The sequence below is a fragment of the Rectinema subterraneum genome (assembly GCA_009768935.1).
Taxonomy (GTDB): domain Bacteria; phylum Spirochaetota; class Spirochaetia; order Treponematales; family Rectinemataceae; genus Rectinema; species Rectinema subterraneum.
The window spans coordinates 1-17,519 of the sequence record WESA01000008.1; the positions used below are offsets into that span (position 1 = coordinate 1).

Annotated in this window: 16 protein-coding genes and 1 pseudogene; all 17 read left to right on the forward strand. The window is 52.8% G+C overall.

Annotation, left to right across the window (positions count from 1 at the left end; all coding sequences use genetic code 11):
- Positions 1-264, forward strand: a 264-nt coding sequence (locus GAP13_RS03655; protein WP_503473368.1) for a hypothetical protein, incomplete at its 5' end; no start/stop codon positions are given.
- Between the two features lie 252 nt (positions 265-516).
- The gene (gene mraZ / locus GAP13_RS03660; RefSeq protein ID WP_186338818.1) at positions 517-960 is read left to right on the forward strand and encodes a division/cell wall cluster transcriptional repressor MraZ; all 444 of its coding nucleotides are present in this window, start codon (positions 517-519) and stop codon (positions 958-960) included.
- 9 nt (positions 961-969) lie between these two features.
- Positions 970-1,980: a 16S rRNA (cytosine(1402)-N(4))-methyltransferase RsmH gene (rsmH, locus tag GAP13_RS03665; RefSeq protein ID WP_158906301.1), complete on the forward strand. Its 1,011-nt coding sequence runs from the start codon at positions 970-972 to the stop codon at positions 1,978-1,980.
- Entirely contained in the window at positions 1,977-2,282 is a 306-nt protein-coding gene (locus GAP13_RS03670) for a hypothetical protein (protein ID WP_158906303.1), read from the forward strand. The genes rsmH and GAP13_RS03670 overlap by 4 nt, the downstream gene beginning before the upstream one ends.
- Positions 2,269-3,741 (forward strand): UDP-N-acetylmuramoyl-tripeptide--D-alanyl-D-alanine ligase, encoded by a 1,473-nt coding sequence (locus GAP13_RS03675; protein WP_158906305.1) that lies wholly within the window; start codon positions 2,269-2,271, stop codon positions 3,739-3,741. The genes GAP13_RS03670 and GAP13_RS03675 overlap by 14 nt, the downstream gene beginning before the upstream one ends.
- Positions 3,731-4,813 (forward strand): phospho-N-acetylmuramoyl-pentapeptide-transferase, encoded by a 1,083-nt coding sequence (mraY, locus tag GAP13_RS03680; protein WP_158906307.1) that lies wholly within the window; start codon positions 3,731-3,733, stop codon positions 4,811-4,813. The genes GAP13_RS03675 and mraY overlap by 11 nt, the downstream gene beginning before the upstream one ends.
- Before the next feature lie 12 nt (positions 4,814-4,825).
- Positions 4,826-5,995 (forward strand): FtsW/RodA/SpoVE family cell cycle protein, encoded by a 1,170-nt coding sequence (locus GAP13_RS03685; protein WP_158906308.1) that lies wholly within the window; start codon positions 4,826-4,828, stop codon positions 5,993-5,995.
- A complete protein-coding gene (locus GAP13_RS03690) occupies positions 5,988-7,196 on the forward strand; it encodes a cell division protein FtsQ/DivIB (RefSeq protein WP_158906310.1) in 1,209 nt (402 codons plus the stop codon). Before GAP13_RS03685 ends, GAP13_RS03690 begins: the two co-directional genes overlap by 8 nt.
- Entirely contained in the window at positions 7,120-8,427 is a 1,308-nt protein-coding gene (ftsA, locus tag GAP13_RS03695; RefSeq protein WP_158906312.1) for a cell division protein FtsA, read from the forward strand. Before GAP13_RS03690 ends, ftsA begins: the two co-directional genes overlap by 77 nt.
- A gap of 21 nt (positions 8,428-8,448) precedes the next feature.
- Entirely contained in the window at positions 8,449-9,696 is a 1,248-nt protein-coding gene (gene ftsZ / locus GAP13_RS03700) for a cell division protein FtsZ (RefSeq protein ID WP_158906314.1), read from the forward strand.
- Positions 9,693-10,571: a site-specific tyrosine recombinase gene (locus GAP13_RS03705; RefSeq protein ID WP_158906316.1), complete on the forward strand. Its 879-nt coding sequence runs from the start codon at positions 9,693-9,695 to the stop codon at positions 10,569-10,571. Before ftsZ ends, GAP13_RS03705 begins: the two co-directional genes overlap by 4 nt.
- 19 nt (positions 10,572-10,590) lie before the next feature.
- Complete coding sequence (gene dprA / locus GAP13_RS03710) at positions 10,591-11,658, forward strand: DNA-processing protein DprA (RefSeq protein WP_158906319.1); 1,068 nt, start codon at positions 10,591-10,593, stop codon at positions 11,656-11,658.
- 14 nt (positions 11,659-11,672) lie between these two features.
- Positions 11,673-13,811 (forward strand): type I DNA topoisomerase, encoded by a 2,139-nt coding sequence (gene topA / locus GAP13_RS03715; RefSeq protein ID WP_241864281.1) that lies wholly within the window; start codon positions 11,673-11,675, stop codon positions 13,809-13,811.
- Between the two features lie 3 nt (positions 13,812-13,814).
- On the forward strand, positions 13,815-14,711 hold the full coding sequence (locus GAP13_RS03720; protein ID WP_158906322.1) for a tyrosine recombinase: 897 nt from the start codon (positions 13,815-13,817) through the stop codon (positions 14,709-14,711).
- A 19-nt stretch (positions 14,712-14,730) separates the two neighbouring features.
- Complete coding sequence (hslV, locus tag GAP13_RS03725; protein ID WP_158906324.1) at positions 14,731-15,321, forward strand: ATP-dependent protease subunit HslV; 591 nt, start codon at positions 14,731-14,733, stop codon at positions 15,319-15,321.
- Positions 15,318-16,685, forward strand: a complete 1,368-nt coding sequence (gene hslU, locus GAP13_RS03730; RefSeq protein WP_371709514.1) for an ATP-dependent protease ATPase subunit HslU — start codon at positions 15,318-15,320, stop codon at positions 16,683-16,685. The genes hslV and hslU overlap by 4 nt, the downstream gene beginning before the upstream one ends.
- 13 nt (positions 16,686-16,698) lie before the next feature.
- A pseudogene (whiG, locus tag GAP13_RS03735) lies at positions 16,699-17,487 on the forward strand (RNA polymerase sigma factor WhiG); the annotation flags it as partial.
- Positions 17,488-17,519 lie beyond the last annotated feature (32 nt).

Sequence of the window (17,519 nt, forward strand, 5' to 3'; positions counted from 1 at the left end):
CGCCTCTGGGCCTACCTTATGTGGCACAACTACTTAAAGCCCTACCGTATCCGCTGGCCGAAAGGCCGAAGACCCGCTACCCATGCCGAGGCGAGCGGCATCGATGCAACTGCGCTCGAGAATGTATATAGAAGCTTTTTCGAAGAACGGGCGTTTCTGACACGAAGCCCTTTGAGCCCGACCATGGCGAGAAGCTGGAAGAAGGAATGGCGGACACCGGGGAAGGAGAAGGCGGAGTATATTCCTAGGCTGGCGCTCGGTTGAACAGCGTGTGCTTGATTGCCGAGGTGCGTTCTTCTCTGTGCCCTCGTTTACACAAGGTTGAGAGCACTAATAATTCCTTCTATAAGCTCAAAATCCTCAAATATCGGCATTGCTATACATGTGTGTAGCTAAAAATACGCATTTTTCGTTTTCTGTCTATTCTTTTTTCTCAAGTTTCGTTGACAGCATGAAATTACGTCATAAAATGATAAGTGAGTGGGAAATAGTGGGAAATTGTAGGAAATAGTGGAAATGAAACTGCTGACTGGCGAGTTCAAGAACATGCTCGACGAGAAGGGACGGCTTTCCCTGCCTGCCCGCTTGCGCTCGGATCTGCCTTCGAGCCTGGTGCTCACGCAAGGAGTCGATACTTGTCTGTGGCTCTTTGCACCGGAAGAATGGGAAGAGCTTTCGCAGCGCATTCTCGCTTCCACCAGCTTATTCCAAGCGCGGTCGCGCCTTATCCAAAGAAGAATTATTGCACCGGCACAAGAAGTCGAGGTCGACAAGCTTGGCCGCATTTCGATTCCCCAGAGCCTGCGCGATTGGGCAGGGCTTTCCAAGGAATGCATCATACTTGGAATTTCGCGGTATGTGGAAATTTGGGACAGCCAGCGGTATCAAGCATATCTTGCGGAGAATCAATCAGAATTCCTGTCAGCGGCCGAAGAACTCGGCGGGCTGACATTGTCGTAAGGGGGACACATGCCTGAACAGATAGAGGGCAAGGCTGCAGAATTATTCCTCCACGTGCCGGTGATGCTCGAGGAAGTGCAGGGGCTTGCTGCAAAGATACAACCTCTGTCCCTGTATATCGATTGCACGCTGGGCGCGGGAGGCCATGCAGAGGCCCTTCTGTCCATGTATCCTGATCTGCGATGCGTCGGAATCGATGCAGATCCTGATGCGTGCGAGCGGGCATTTGGGCGGCTTTCCCGCTTTGCGGAGCGGCTTTCTATTATCAATGCATATTACGATGATGCGCTCGCGGATTTGTGTGTCTGTAGCTCTGCTGGCAAGGTTTTGGGCGCGAATCTTTCCGATCTTTGCAATAGCAGTCATGCTCCGCGTGCTTCATTCATTCTTTTCGACCTCGGACTATCTAGCTATCAACTGGGCGCTTCAGGCAGAGGTTTTTCATATTCAGCGGATGAACCGCTCGACATGCGCTTTTCGCCCGATGCCCCTGCTTCTGCAGAAGAGCTGATTCACCAGCTCTCGGAAGCAAAACTTGCAGATCTTATCTATGCCTATGGAGAAGAGCGTTATTCACGCCGTATTGCACATGCCATCGTCGCTGCGCGCAAAAAGGAAAGCATCCATAGTGCCGCACGCCTTGCGTCGATTATTGCAGATGCGGTTCCTGCACAATATCGCCATGGACGGATCCATCCAGCCACGCGTACTTTCCAGGCGCTACGCATTGCGGTGAATGATGAACTGGGCCGCATAGAGCGGGCGCTTGTAAGCGCGCTGGAATTACTGGCTCCTGGCGGAATATGCGCGGTGATCAGTTTTCACTCTCTTGAGGATCGCATCGTAAAGCACTTTTTTGCTGAAAAGGCAAAAACTGGCCGGTTTTCGCTTGAATGGAAAAAGCCAAGAGGACCTTCCCTTGAAGAGATAAAGGCAAACCCGCCTTCGCGCTCGGCAAAATTCCGCGCTATACGGGCTGTTGCCATGCGCTCGGAGCAAGCGCAAGGAGCATCAGCATGAATGCGAGGCGTTTCTGGATATTGGCAATTATCACCTGTTTATTCATCGGTTTGCTGGTATTTCAGACTAGTCGCTATGCTGCGCTGAAATCGAACGTAATTTCGCTCCAGCGGATGGAGATGGACTTGATAAAGACCGGCAAGGAGCTCGATGCGAATATTGCAAAACTTGTGAGCCTGGAGCGCATCGAAAAAGCGGCGCTGAAAAACGGCATGCAAATCGCTGCTCCCGAACAGCGAATAATTGTCACGGACATTCAGGCAGGAAACAAGCAGGAGGCAAGCACAAATGGCAAACCCTGACCTGCCGACCGCTGAACTTCCTGTACTGTTCCGCGCAGGAGAACTTGCCGGCCTTATTGGCGGTGCATGTAAAGGTTTTCTCGATGCTCCCATCCGATCGGTTGTTGCGGATTCGCGCGCGGCGAAACTTGACAGCATGTTCGTGGCGCTCAAAGGCGAACGCACCGACGGACATCTCTATATAAAACAAGCAATTGAAAATGGCGCGCGCGTTGTTATGGCTGAATTTTCCCGCCGCGACATGGCGCTCGATGCCATACACGCTTCAAATATGGGCGAAAAAATTTGCCTCATTCTGGTTGATTCGACGATGAAGGGTATTCAGCAGGCTGCGTGCGAATATCGGCGCAGAAACAGCCTTCTCAGAATCGGGGTCACTGGTTCGAGCGGGAAAACAACAACTAAGGAATGTATTGCTGCCATTCTCTCTGCATGCTATCCGCCCGAAAGCGTCGCCATGAGCCCGGGCAACTTGAATTCGGACATCGGACTTGCGCTCGCGCTCTTCGATCTGCGCCCGCAGCATACAATTGGCGTATTCGAAATGGGCATTAACCGCAAAGGCGAAATGGACGAGCTTGCCAGCATGTACGAGCCGGATATTGCAGTTATTACTAATATCGGCACCGCGCACATTGGCATGTTTGGCTCGCGCGATGAGATCGCCAAAGAAAAAGGCAAGATATTTTCGCATTTTGATGGCCACCAGAAAGCTCTTTTGTGGGAAGACGACCAGTATCGGCAGTTCCTGGCTTCCCTGGTGCGCGGAACAGTCCACTACTATGGGCTGAAAAGCACCGAAGGGATCGAAAAGATCGAAAATCTTGGCCTGAAAGGGTGGCGTATCGGATGGAAGCAGCAAACCATCGAATTTGGGTTTCCCGGACAGCACAATCTGCTCAATGCATGTGCAGCGTTGTCGATTGCGAATATGCTCGAGCTCGATCCTGCACAGGCGAGCCGTGGCCTTTCCTCAGTAAAGCCACTTTTTGGAAGATCTGAAATTCGGGAAGGCAGAATCACTGTTTTGCAGGATTGCTATAACGCCAATCCGGACAGCATTGCGGCTGCTATCGAGTTCTTTTCGGCGCTTCCTTCGGATAACAGAAAGATTCTCGTGCTTGGTTCGATGCTGGAGCTGGGCGAAGAAAGCGAACGAGCCCACGAAAATGTCGGCCTCATGGCCGGCAATTCAGGAGCAGAAGCGATTTTTCTGTTTGGCCAGGAAATGGCAGCGGCAGAGGCGGCGCTCAAGGGGCGCTCGTTCAAAGGCATGCTTATGCTCACTGACAGCATGAATGAACTTATCGAAGCGGTTTCAGGCTTTGTGCAGCCAGGAGATCTTCTTCTTGTCAAAGGCTCGCGAGGCATGGCGCTCGAGAGGCTGACAAAGGCATTGGAGGAAAAAGGATTTCTGTCTCCGTCTGGCAAGGCTTCAGGAGGTTCACATGCTTCGTGAGATTTTTCTTCCTCTTGTAAAATACTTTACTCCTTTCAATATATTCCGCTATCTCACCTTCCGTTCGGCGTATGCGGCAGTCACTGCATTGGTGATCTGCTATCTGATCGGACCCTGGATGATCGAAAAGCTGCGCGTGCTCAAATTTGGCCAATCGATACGGACCGACGGGCCGCAGACGCACCTCGCCAAGACCGGCACGCCTACGATGGGCGGAATTCTCATCATTCTGGCTGTTGTAGTTTCAGTGGTGCTCTGGATCGATGTAAAGAGCGGATATAGCTGGATAGCGCTTCTGTCGCTTGTGGGCTTTGGGCTGATAGGTGCTGCGGATGATTTGCTCAAGATCAAAAAGCATACATCTGACGGGCTGTCGCCAATCCAGAAGCTGGCTTTGCAGTTCGTAGTGTCCGGGGCGGCTGCATATGCGATTTACCGGATTACGGGTCCTACTGCCACAAAGCTCTATGTCCCCTTCTTCAAGGTGCATGTTATCGATCTCGGTGCATTCTGGCTGCCCATTGCGATGATCTACGTGACGGCCTGGTCCAATGCAGTGAATATCACGGATGGGTTGGACGGGCTGGCATCGGGACTCGTCATTTTTGCGATTCTGGCGTTTTCAATCCTGACATATATCACGGGTCGTGCTGACTGGTCGCAGTACCTGGGTATTCCCTACATCAAGCAGGCGAGCGAACTGACCGTGTTCAATTTTGCGCTGTTGGGAGCTTGCGTCGGTTTTCTGTGGTTCAATGCGCATCCAGCTGAGGTGTTCATGGGGGATGCGGGCTCTCTGTCCCTTGGAGGTGTGCTCGGTGTTCTTTCGCTGATGGTCAAGAAAGAGCTGCTGCTTCTGGTGATTGGCGGCGTATTCGTCATGGAGCTAGGGTCAGTGATGCTGCAGGTGCTCTATTTCAAGATGACAAAAGGAAAAAGATTGTTCCGGATGGCGCCCCTGCATCATCATTTTGAACTTTTGGGCCTGAAAGAAACCAAAGTTGTGGTCCGATTCTGGATTCTGGGCGGCATTTTTGCCTTGATTGCATTGTCTACATTGAAGATTCAATAGGGGTTCGGCGTTATGCAAAAAGAGAGCAGGACAGACAGACAAGATCTCCAGCAGCGACAGACAGACTGGCAAATGATCGCTGCCATTATTGTGCTGTCTATGATTGGCCTTTTTGCTCTCTGGTCGGGCTCTATCGGATTTGCGATACGCAATGGTGGCCCGAATTCCATCATAGGCAAGCAAGCGATATTGTATGCTGTTTCTCTCGTGTTCATGGCTTTGGTGGCAGTGCTCCCTGTAAGGTTTTTGCGGGGCGTTCTGCCTTTTGTTGTGGCGATAGGCATTGTAGGGCTTGCGCTCCCTGTGTTCAGTCCTCTAGGAGTGATGATCAACAATGCAAGGCGATGGATTCGCATCGGTTCATTTACCCTGCAGCCCTCGGAACTGTGGAAGCCTGTTCTTGTGCTGTATCTTGCATCGTTCCTCGAAAAACGAAAAGAACACATCGTCGAATCGGGAATGGCGACGTTCCCTGCACTCGTTCTCGTCGGCTTATCTGCTTTTTTGATCTATCTGCAGCAGGATTTTTCGACCTCTATTCTGGTTGTAGCCATTGCGCTTGCGATGCTCTACCTTGCCGGAACGCCGCTCGTATTTATAGCGAGCCTGGGGTTTTTCTCTCTTCTGTACGGTGGGCTTATGATTTTTTCTTCTCAGTATCGCATCGAGAGGCTGGTCGGATTTTTAATGCCGGATCATCATGCGCACACCGTGAATTACCAGATGTACAGCGCGCTTCGGGCAATCCGTGCCGGTGGCCTCTGGGGAAAGGGCATCGGACTTGGAAGTTTGAAAATCAGTTCTATTCCTGAGGTCCAATCGGATTTCATTTTTGCTGCATTTGTCGAGGAAGCTGGTTTTATCGGCGTGACCGTGGTTCTGGCGCTATGGGCTTTTATCATGGTGAGAGCCGGAAAGGGCCTTGCCAGAACAGATTATTTTTCGAAGCTTGCCGGTTTTGGTCTTATTACGCTTTTATCGTCGCAAATGCTCTTGAATCTGGCTGTTGTGACAGGAATTGTACCGACAACTGGGCTTGCCCTGCCATTTTTTTCATCAGGTGGATCGGCAGCCCTGATGACCTCTATCACCTGCGGCGTGCTTATCAATTTGTCGGGCAGCCACGAAAGAATTGCACATTCTGAAATGTCCTTTGTGATGAAGGGAGCAGCACATGACTGAGATCGAGATGCGGGAGAGGCAGCTTGCCGAAAAGCAAACAACGCAAACTGAGCGGACGCCGACACGGCAGCCGCAGGCTAAGCAGCCGCAGGCTAAGCAGCCGCAGGCCAGCCAATCGCAGAATGAGCGATCCCTTCTTTCTGTCTCGGACACCTATTCAGTCAATATCCTGCATTCAACGACGCGAAGGGAAACCTCGATGCCAGGAACAGCGGCATCGAAAGGTATTGCAAACAAGCTGGCTGCTGAACCAGCGAGAGGCGCATCAGGGCGCGCCGCTTTTCCCGCAGGGCGCGTAGCCCCCGAACCAGGCCCGGTTGCCCCCGCATCGGGACGCATTTCCTTCCCCTCGGGGCGCGTAGCCCCCGCATCGGTCAAATTGACCGAATCGGCAGACAGGTTGAGTGCAGCCTTAACGCGCGCCAAGAAAGCCAAAAAGCCTTCAGGCCTTCGCATTCTTGCAGCTTTAGCGCTTTTCTGTGTCCTAGCCGCCGTGGCCTCAGTCGCTTTGCCTCGCCTTACAAAAATAGAAAGCATCCGGATCAGCGGCCTGGAAACGCTCACCGAAAATGCAATTGTATCTGCGATCGGCGCGATTGGCGACGAAAGCCTTTTAACCTTGAATTTGAAGGAGATCAAAGCTCGCATCGAGCAAAATCCGAGAGTTGCGCAGGCACGTGTGTTTCGCATGCTGCCTTCTGCCCTCGGCGTGGATGTGCGTGAACGGTCCGCAGTTGCAGTGATCATGATCAGTTCTGATCAGGGATCAAAACTCGCGCTGATAGACGGAGAAGGTACTGCGTTTGCGCTCGTCGAAGCTGAAGATTCGAAAAGCCCGGATCTTCCGGTGATCTCCGGAGTCCATTTCGAGCAGTTCCAGCCAGGCCAGCGTTTGCCGGACATGCTGGGGCCCCTTTTTGCCGACCTTCAGAAAATTCGAAACGAATCACCTGAGCTGCTTTTAGCATTTTCAGAGATACGGATAGTACGGATCTCGGAATACAGCGCTGAATTGCTCATGTATCCCGTGCATATGAAAACAGCAGTGCGCATGCCGCTGAGACTCAGTGCCGATGCGCTCCGTAATTCTTTGGTTGTGCTGGACATTCTGCGTTCGAGAGGCTATGGAAACCAACCCAGCGAAATTGATTTTCAATCAGGCACTGTGGTGTATCAAACAAAGGAGGCCGTCTCTGGCTGATACAAGCATTGTCGCCCTCGATATCGGGACCTCCGTCACGAAGGCAATCGTAGGAGCTTTCGATGAGAATGGCGAATTTGAAATTATCGGTATTGGCACAGCACTATCGAATGGTTTGCGCCGTGGGGTAGTGCTCAATATCGAAGGAACTCTGAACAGCATCACTTCCGCGCTCGATGCGGCCGAACTCATGTCAGGGGCCGATATTCGTGCCGTATCGCTTGCTCTATCCGGCGCAAATGTGGAGAGCTTCAATACGAACGGCCAAGTCGCAATAACCGGGCGCGGAAGAGAGATAACCCAGGAAGATATTGTTCGCGTACATGAAGCGGCTCGCGCTGTGTCGATATCTATGGACAGGGAAATACTCCATGTGATTCCCCGTTCCTATACTGTCGATGAACAGAAAGGTGTCAGAAATCCGCTTCACATGACAGGCGTTCGGTTGGAATGCGGGGTGCACATCATCACGGGCTCTGTTTCGACTGTGCAAAACATGTTCAAGTGTGTCACGAGAGCCGGATACCGCGTGGAACAGAGCTACCTCGGTATCCTTGGCTCAGCCCGCTGTGTGCTCACTGACGATGAGCGCGATTTGGGATGTCTTCTTATCGATATTGGCGGTGGAACAACAGATTTTATGGTATTCGCGGATAGCGAGCCTGTGTTTACCTCAGCAATTCCTGCAGGGGGCAGCCAGATTACCGGCGATATTTCGATTATGCTCAGTATCCCGGTCGATGCGGCAGAACGGCTTAAAAAGGAATCGGGAGCTTCCTGGGCGGATGCGATAGATCCTGAGGAAACTGTGATTGTACCTGGCTTCGGCGCGCGGGAACCAGTTGAACTTGAGCGCAGAAAGCTTGTATCGATCGTGCAGCCGCGCGTGGAAGAAATCTTCGAGATGGTGAATGAACGCCTTGTGAAAAATGGGCTCAAAGAATACATAAAAGCGGGCGTTGTCCTGACGGGGGGCTCAGCGCTGCTGCCGCATATCGACGATTGCGCAAGAGCGGTGTTTGGAGTTCCTGTCAGGATTGGCACGCCACTTGCTATTCAGGGGCTCGATGCAGAATATCGTTCTCCGGCATTTTCAGCAGTTGTAGGAGTTGCCCTTCTTGAGGCGGAGAGGACAGGAGCGGTCTCCGAGTCTTCCGGTCGGAAAAAAGTGCGAAAAGGCAAGCAAGGCAGTTTCTCGCTGTTCAAATGGATTAAAGACAGGTTTTTTTGAATATAGCCAAGGAGGAATACGATGGCAATCGAACTAGTCGATGACAATGGAATAGGCAGCCCCACAGTGATCAAAGTAATCGGTACCGGAGGCGGCGGATCGAATGCGATAAATCGCATGATTATGGCCGGGCTCAAGAATGTGCAGTTTATTGCGGTGAATACTGACTTGCAGGATCTTGGTCGGTCAAAGGCAGAAATCCGCCTTGGCATCGGGTCGAAGATTACGAAAGGTCTTGGTGCGGGCGGTAAGCCGGAAATCGGCGAAAAAGCGGCCGTCGAAGATCGCGATAAAATCGAGCAGGCTCTTCGTGGTGCCGATATGGTTTTCGTCACTGCAGGATTGGGTGGCGGCACAGGTACCGGTTCTGCTCCTATCATCGCGCAGACTGCGAGAGATCTGGGCGCGCTTACGGTTGCTGTTGTGACGAAACCATTCACCTTCGAGGGCAGGATTGTAAACCGCATCGCCGAAGAAGGCTTTTCCAAACTCAAACAAGCAGCTGATACCGTCATCGTGATACCGAACCAGAACCTTCTCAAGATTGTGGACAAGAAAACGCCGCTGAAGGAAGCCTTCCGCATCGCCGACGAAGTGCTCAGGCAAGGAGTGCAGGGCATTTCCGACCTTATCACCCTGGCAGGGGATATCAACATCGACTTTGCTGATGTTCGTACGGTGATGGAAGGGCAGGGGGATGCAATTATGGGCATCGGCGTCGGAAATGGCGAAAACCGCGCCCAGGATGCGGCCGAAAAAGCGGTCAACAATCCGCTCCTCGACGATGCGCGCATCGAAGGCGCCCGGAACATCCTTGTCAATGTAACGTGCGGCGAAGACTTCTCGCTCACCGAGTATCAGGATGTCATAGACCTCATCACGTCCAAGGCAGCTGAAGATGCCCATATCATCGCAGGCGTCGTCAGCGATTCTTCGCTGAAGGATGAAGTCAGAGTGACGGTCATTGCGACCGGCTTCGGCGCGGCGCGACAAAAATTCAGCGACAAGACACCTTCGAAAAGCGGAATCAGTATGCCCCTCGGGTCAGCACGGCCCAGCGAGTTTTTAGGCCCCAACGAGTGGCCTCTCCGCGAAGACAGGCCGGGCCAGGACCGCGACAGACCAGCCGCGGACAGAGACCGGCCAGCACCCAAGGAAAACTTTGGCAAAATCAGTTTTGACCCGGAAAGCGACAATGACGAGTTGGACATTCCGACAGCACTTCGCAACAAGCGACTTATGTCAGAGGATTTTGGAGGCAGACGGTGAGCATTCTCGTGCGGCGTTTCCAAGCATACCTCCTCTCGACCCGCAGGCGTTCAATACTGACTGCCGACGTCTACATTCGGGAAATAGAGATGCTTGAAACCTTTCTCTTGAAGTACGGAAAAACGCCGCTCGATGCAAGCGGAGAAGATCTGCTTACGTACCTTGTCTATCGCTCGCAGTCAGGCTTACAACGGACGACTATGGCGCGTATAGTTGCGAGCATTCACTCGTTCTATCGATTCTGCCTTAACGAGAAGTTCAGGACCGACGATCCGTCGATCCAAATCCGGACTCCCCGGCAGGACAGAAATCTCCCCGATGTCCTCGCGCCGGAATCTGTCGAATATGTGCTCGACTCGATCGATATCAGCACGCCTAACGGCCTCAGGGACAGAGCATTGTTCGAACTCATCTACTCATGCGGGCTAAGGATTTCGGAAGCGGCAGGACTCACCTTTCAGCAGTTGTATCTTGAGGAAAAACTGCTGCGGGTGCTCGGCAAACGGCACAAAGAACGGCTTGTTCCCTTCGGGGATGAAGCGCTTTACTGGCTCAAGAAATATCTCGCGGAAGCCAGGCCGCTTCTCGAGAAGAACGGCAAATCCGATTTTGTTTTTCTGAACCAGGAAGGAAGGGGCATATCCCGCAAAGGAATTTGGAAACGTTTCAGCCAGATACGTGCCAAATCAGGAATAAAAGCAAAAGTCCATACATTCAGACACAGTTTTGCGACACATCTGCTCGCAGGCGGTGCAGATCTCAGAACGGTGCAGGAGCTTCTCGGACATACGGATATCGCGACAACGCAGATATATACCCATATCGATGAGGCATCGCTCGGGATGTATCACAAAGAATACTTCCCGAGGAAATAAGGCAAAAGGAAGCGGAAAAATGAAAGCGGCATGCGCAGAACTGCGCGTCAATCTTCACGGAGGAATCTCGAAAATGGCACACCGAAAGCCACGTGTCGAAATGCGCTCTTCTCTTGTCCATGCCGAGCTCGAACGAATTGCTGAAAACATTCCCTTGCTCGATGCGGTGGAACTGCCGCTCAAACTGGCTTTGCATAGATTGCATTTCCTGAGCTGGCAGGAGCGGCTTCTGATTCTGGAAAATATTCACTGTAAAGAAGATTTTCTTTCGTTAGGCCTTGCCGAAATCGAAAGCTTTTTGTACCGTTCAATACGTGCCCGAGAGCCGGACATGGCGCGCATATGGGAGCAGGCGGAAAGAGATGCTGAGCAACTTGTGCGCATGGGCGCGAAGTTTGTCTGTGTCACAGACAAAGAGTACCCTCCGCTGCTAAGGGAAATCCACAGAGCACCGTTTGGCCTGTTTGTGCGTGGCGACAGCCGATGCCTTGGACTGCAAGCGGTGACAATGGTCGGAACTCGAATGCCGACCTGGGCAGGGGTGCGCGCCGCGGTGCACTTGGCGAGAGAAGCAGCAGATGCGGGGCTTTGTGTGGTGTCGGGCTTGGCGCGAGGGATTGATGCGGCGGCACACCGCGGCGCGCTGCAAAGCGCAGGCAAAGCGACCATTGCCGTGCTTCCCTGCGGTCTCGACAGAGTCTATCCACCTTCGAACCGGCCTCTCGCTGCAGGGATTATCGCTGCCGGCGGCTGTTTGGTTACGGAATATCCTCCAGGCGTAAGCCTTGACCGATATCGTTTCCCGGAACGGAATCGCATCCTTGCAGGATTTTCGCGTCTCACCTTAGTGATTGAAGCCCCTGAGCATTCAGGCGCGCTGATAACCGCTGAGTTCGCTCTCAATGAAGGGCGAGATGTCGCGGTTGCTGCGGAATGCAGTGGGTCTTCACGGAATGCGGGAGCAGATGCGCTTTCGAAAGAGGGCGCATGCCAAGTTCGAAGCGGCGCTGAGATTATGGCAATAATGTCCGGAAGCGGTGCCTGGGATTGGGCAAATGGAAGAAGCGGTATCATCGGCCGCGATTGAAGGAGCATATAGATATGGCTGCAAGCAAAAAGGAAATGGCTGGTGTTTCAGCAAAGCCTGCAAAACAGAAAACCCTTGTAATTGTCGAATCGCCGGCCAAAGCGCGCACTATCGAGAAATATCTCGGCACGCATTACCGCGTCTTGGCATCGAACGGCCAGGTCATCGATTTGCCGAAATCGCGCATGGCTGTCGATGTCGAGCATGATTTTGAGCCAGAGTACATTACTGTCCGCGGGAAGGCAGCCAAGCTCAAAGAACTCACCGACGAAGCAAAGCGTTCCACCGCAATTATCCTTGCGTCAGACCCCGATCGCGAAGGAGAAGCGATTGCGTATCAAATAGGGAAATATCTCAAGGAAAAGACCAAAGATACACCGATACGTCGAGTCACTTTCAACGAGATCACAAGGCCTGCTGTGCAGGAAGCCATGGCGCAGCCCCGGGATATTCATATGAGTCTTGTCGAAGCGCAGAAAGCGCGGCGCGTGATCGATCGTCTTGTAGGCTATACGCTTTCGCCGCTTTTGTGGAAAAAGGTAAAATCCGGACTTTCAGCAGGACGAGTGCAATCCGTCGCCCTCAAGCTCATTTGCGACCGCGAACAAGAGGTCGAATCGTTCATTCCGGAAGAATACTGGACGATCGATGCACATCTGCGCGCGCATCAGCATCTGGTTCGGGCCGAGCTAGCACTGTTTGACGGGGAAAAGCCATCGATCCGAAATGAATCACAAGCGAACAGTATTATCGCCGCGCTTTCCGGAAAGCCAGCGGTTGTGACTGATATTCAGTATACTGACCGTTCTATCAAACCCAAGCCCCCCTTTACTACTTCAAAACTGCAACAAACCGCTGCAAACAGACTTGGCTTTACCAGCACAAAAACAATGAAAGTCGCCCAGCAGCTCTATGAAGGTATCGACATGGGTCATCAGCGTCTTGGTCTTATAACCTACATGCGCACCGATTCGACGCGTATTTCTGAGTCGGCACTGCGAGAGACACATGAGTGGCTTGCCCAATATTTCCCCGCACAGACGCCCGATTCGCCAATTCGCTACTCAGTCAGCAATGCCGCCCAGGATGCCCATGAGGCTATCCGTCCGACGCGAGTCGATATCACGCCCGATGAGGCTGCCCGTTACATCAAGGGAGATCATCTCAAGCTCTATACACTTATCTGGGAACGATTTGTCGCTTCACAGATGAAGCCGGCAATCATCCGCACCTATACAGCTGATATTCAGGTAGGCGAAGGCCTGTTCCGCGCTTCAGCATCCTCATTCCTGGAAGAAGGCTTCTACAAGGTGATCCGGCTTGGAGCCTCCAAAGAAGAACGCACAAGCCATCAGCTGCCGCTCGAAAAAGGCCAGACCCTAGTTGCAGAAAAAATTCAGGGATTGCAGCACTTTACGCAGGGACCTTCGCGGTACACGGATGCAACAATTGTGCGCGCCTTGGAAGAGCTCGGGATAGGTCGGCCATCCACCTATGCACCTACGATTGAAACACTCATCGAGCGGTACTATGTCCAGCGGGACAAACGTCAGCTCGTACCAACCGCTCTGGGCAAGATCATCAATGAAATCCTTTCGAAGAATTTCCCGGAAGTGATCAACACCAGCTTCACAGCAAGAATGGAATCCATGCTGGACAAGGTCGAGGAACAGAAAGTTGACTGGGTCAGCGAGCTCAAGAAGTTCTATTTTCCGCTGAAAGATAAGGTAGCCGATGTGATGCATGCGCTCGAGGACATGCATGGTACTCTCGACGAGGCAACCAATGAAACGTGCCCGAAGTGTGGAAAGCCCCTCGTCAAGAAACTCGGCAGATATGGGTATTTCCTTTCCTGTTCAGGATTTCCTGAATGTACATTTACAAAGTCCGTGCCGCTCGCAAAATGCCCGAAATGCGGCGGCGACATTGTTCCGCGGGTCTCGACCAAAGGCCGACGCAAGAAATTCTACGGCTGCTCGAATTATCCTGAGTGCGATTTCATGACTCTTTACAAGCCCACGAATGCGACATGTCCCAAGTGCGGCTGGTTCCTTGTCGAGAAATACGACAAGAAAAAAGGCATGCACAAGGCCTGCATCAATCCCGACTGCGACTATTTGCATTCGAGCGATGACGGAAAGGAAGGAGCCTGAATTATGGATGCGCGGCTAGTGGATTACCTTGAATACCTCGAAGCGGTACGCGGGCTTTCTCCCAAGACCGTAGAGGTGTACAGGCGTGATCTCGCGCAATACGAAGTCTTTCTGGACGGAAAGAATGTAGACGCAGCGGATGCCACAGATATTCGCGCCTTTGCCGGATCTCTTGTCATGGACAAACGGGCGCCTGCATCGGTGAACCGCGCCTTGTCTGCTGTCCGCGGCTTTTACAAATATCGCGTCAGATTTCATCAGAATGAGGCGGATCCCGCGAGAGAGGTTGAAAATGTGCCTGCTGGAAGGCCTTTGCCTTCTTTCCTTTTTGAAGAAGAGACAAAAACCCTGCTAGACAGCCTCGATGGCAATGCGTTCCGCGATGTCCGCGACCGGGCGCTTCTGGAAGTGCTGTATTCGACGGGCAGCCGGGTTTCGGAAGTCTGTGGAATGGAACTGCCTCGCCTCAACCTAAGCGCTGGCTCCGTCAGAGTAAAAGGGAAGGGCTCAAAAGAACGACTTGTGTTCCTCTGCGAAACCGCCAGAGCAGCGCTGAAGCGTTACCTGCCATACCGCGCGGCCCTCATGATGCGTCGCGGCATAGAGGAGCATGATCGGCTGTTTGTGAATGCCAAAGGCCTTCCTCTCGGCCCTCGCGGTGCCGAGAAAATTGTCGAGCGGCGGCGTGTGCAGGCAGGGATCAAGAAGCATCTGACGCCCCATACCTTCCGGCACAGTTTTGCGACCCACCTTGTGGCCGCTGGGGCAGATATGCGTGTCGTGCAGGAAATGCTCGGGCACTCAAGCATATCGACGACCCAGGTGTATGCCCATGTCGATATGGAGCGGCTGCGGCGCGTGTACGAGCAGGCTCATCCGCACGGCTCGAAAGGGAAATGAAAGGAAAGTGAGGGAAACTATGGAAATACATGCAACAACGGTACTTGCCGTACGAAAAGACGGCCATGTTGCGATGGCTGGCGACGGCCAGGTCACGATGAATAACACCGTGCTCAAGAGCAATGCGCGGAAAATCCGGACAATCTATAACGGTAAGGTTCTCTGCGGCTTTGCGGGCGCTACTGCGGATGCCTTTACGCTGTTCGAGCATTTCGAAGCCAAAGTGCAGGAGTACGGAGGCGATTTGACGCGGGCTTCTGTCGAACTGGCAAAGGATTGGCGCACCGACCGCATTCTCCGCAAGCTCGAGGCAATGCTCCTGGTCGCGGATCAGACAAAAATGTTCCTGCTGTCAGGCACGGGCGATGTCGTGGAGCCAAGCGAAGATGCAATTGCAATCGGCTCTGGCGGCACCTATGCCTATGCTGCGGCAATTGCATATCTCGATGCATCCCGAAGGGTCGAAGAGGCGGCCGGCGCGCAGGGAGTTTCTGACCTTACCAGCATACCCGGCTATTTTTCAGCGCGCGAAATTGCGCAGAAAAGCCTCGAAATTGCTTCAAGCATCTGCATTTTTACAAATGACCGAATCGTAGTGGAGGAAATATAATGGCAGAAACCGATACGCTGACGCCGCACAGGATTGTGGAAGAGCTGGACCGCTATATCGTCGGCCAGAAAAAAGCCAAAAAGGCGGTAGCCATTGCGCTGCGCAACCGGATTCGCCGCCAGCGTCTTCCGGAAGAAATTCGCGAGGAAATCGCTCCTAAAAATATTCTCATGATCGGGCCTACCGGAGTAGGGAAAACTGAAATTGCCCGTCGGCTGGCAAAGCTGAGTGGCGCTCCTTTTATCAAAGTCGAAGCGACAAAATTCACCGAAGTAGGATATGTAGGCCGGGATGTCGAATCCATGGTGCGTGACCTCATGGCTTCAGCCGTTTCAATGGTGAAAGAAGAGATGGAAACTCAGGTTGCGGAAGAAGCGAAGCGCAGGGCGGAAGATAGATTGCTGGAGATTTTGCTTCCTGGCATTGCAAGCTCGGATGAGCCAGTTGGCGAATCGCAGGCGACAGTAATCGTACCGAGTTCAGGCACCGAAACGCGTGAAAAATTCCGGACTTTGCTGAGAGAAGGCAAGCTCGACTCGCGCGAAATCGAAATAACGGTTCCTGCCCAGGGGCCGCAAATCGAGCTTTTTGCAGGCACGCAATTCGAAGAGATGAACATCGCGCTCGGGGGACTTCAGAACCTCTTCGGCGGCAAAAAGAAAAAAAAGACGACGACAGTCGCGGAAGCGCTCCCCCTGCTCGAGGCAGAGGAACGAGAGCGCCTTGTCGATCAGGAAAAAATTGTCCAGGAAGCGCGTCGCCGTACGCAAGAATCCGGAATCATCTTTGTAGATGAAATGGACAAAATTGCGAACCGCGAGGGCAAAGGGGCTTCCGGCATTGATGTTTCGCGGGAAGGCGTCCAGAGGGACCTTTTGCCGATTGTCGAAGGCACGACTGTGAACACGAAATGGGGACCCGTCGATACAACCCATATCCTGTTCATTGGCGCCGGTGCTTTCAATGTCGCAAAGCCGCAAGATCTTATTCCCGAGCTTCAGGGGCGTTTTCCTATCCGTGTCGAACTTGACGCCCTGACTGGCGAGGATTTTGTGCGCATTCTCACGGAACCGAAAAATGCGCTTGTCACTCAGTATACCCAGCTCCTTGGCACCGAAGATGTGACGCTCGAATTCACCGAAGATGCAATTGCGAGAATCGCCGAAATAGCCGCTGCCGCCAATAGGCAGAGTGAGAATATCGGTGCGCGGCGATTGCAGACCGTAATGGAAAGGCTTCTCGAGGACGTGTCGTTCGAGGCCGACAAATACGCAGGCACGAAAGTCACTATCGACAAAGCATATGTGGATGAGCATTTCAAGGATTATGTCCAGCAGCAGGACTTGAGCAAATACATCCTTTAGCAAGGGAAAAAAAGGACGGAATATGGACTATGCATCATTAGAAGAAAATCGATTGTGGGAACTCTACCGCCGCACTGCAGACATCCATATCCGTGATGAACTCGTCCTGCGGTACTGTCCGCTCGTAAAATATGTAGCCGGGAAAGTCTCGGTCACTCTGCCATCGATGGTCGAATATCGCGACCTTGTTGGCTACGGGAATTTCGGGTTGCTCGACGCGATCGAAAAATTCGACCCGAAAAAGCACGTCAAATTCAAGACCTATGCGGTGACGCGCATCCGCGGAGCGATTTACGATCATTTGCGCGAGCTGGATTGGGTGCCTCGCTCAGTGCGCCGGAAAACAAAGCAAATCGAGCGCGCAATCGCAAAGCTCGAAAGCCACCTCGGCCGCCCCGCAACCGATGAGGAAATCGCGGCGGAAATGGGCATTGAACGAAAGGAGCTCATGAAAATAATGGCCAAAGTGGCTTCCTCTTCGATACTTTCGCTGCAGGAAATTTGGCCGATGGGCGCAGAGTCCGAAGGCGGAACGATTGGAGACACGCTTGAGTCGCTGCACAGCGCCAATCCGGATGTCACGCTTGAACGCGAGGAAATCCGGCGTGTCATCGTTGAAGCCATCCAGGAATTGCCCGACAAAGAAAAGAAAGTGCTTGTCCTGTATTATTATGAAAATCTCACGCTGAGAGAAATAGGCAGGATCCTCGAAGTGACTGAATCCCGAGTAAGCCAGCTGCATACCAAAGCGATTTTGCGGCTTCGCGCGAAACTGTCGAATCGCCGCAAGGGCATTCTATAGCAGGGGCGCCGCAGCCTCATTCGCGCCGATTC

Bases quoted from the DNA above. Each gene is read 5' to 3' on its own strand.
- mraZ (WP_186338818.1), top strand. From the start codon at position 517: ATGAAACTGCTGACTGGCGAGTTCAAGAACATGCTCGACGAGAAGGGA.
- rsmH (WP_158906301.1), top strand. From the start codon at position 970: ATGCCTGAACAGATAGAGGGCAAGGCTGCAGAATTATTCCTCCACGTG.
- GAP13_RS03670 (WP_158906303.1), top strand. From the start codon at position 1,977: ATGAATGCGAGGCGTTTCTGGATATTGGCAATTATCACCTGTTTATTC.
- GAP13_RS03675 (WP_158906305.1), top strand. From the start codon at position 2,269: ATGGCAAACCCTGACCTGCCGACCGCTGAACTTCCTGTACTGTTCCGC.
- mraY (WP_158906307.1), top strand. From the start codon at position 3,731: ATGCTTCGTGAGATTTTTCTTCCTCTTGTAAAATACTTTACTCCTTTC.
- GAP13_RS03685 (WP_158906308.1), top strand. From the start codon at position 4,826: ATGCAAAAAGAGAGCAGGACAGACAGACAAGATCTCCAGCAGCGACAG.
- GAP13_RS03690 (WP_158906310.1), top strand. From the start codon at position 5,988: ATGACTGAGATCGAGATGCGGGAGAGGCAGCTTGCCGAAAAGCAAACA.
- ftsA (WP_158906312.1), top strand. From the start codon at position 7,120: ATGGAAACCAACCCAGCGAAATTGATTTTCAATCAGGCACTGTGGTGT.
- ftsZ (WP_158906314.1), top strand. From the start codon at position 8,449: ATGGCAATCGAACTAGTCGATGACAATGGAATAGGCAGCCCCACAGTG.
- dprA (WP_158906319.1), top strand. From the start codon at position 10,591: ATGAAAGCGGCATGCGCAGAACTGCGCGTCAATCTTCACGGAGGAATC.
- topA (WP_241864281.1), top strand. From the start codon at position 11,673: ATGGCTGCAAGCAAAAAGGAAATGGCTGGTGTTTCAGCAAAGCCTGCA.
- GAP13_RS03720 (WP_158906322.1), top strand. From the start codon at position 13,815: ATGGATGCGCGGCTAGTGGATTACCTTGAATACCTCGAAGCGGTACGC.
- hslV (WP_158906324.1), top strand. From the start codon at position 14,731: ATGGAAATACATGCAACAACGGTACTTGCCGTACGAAAAGACGGCCAT.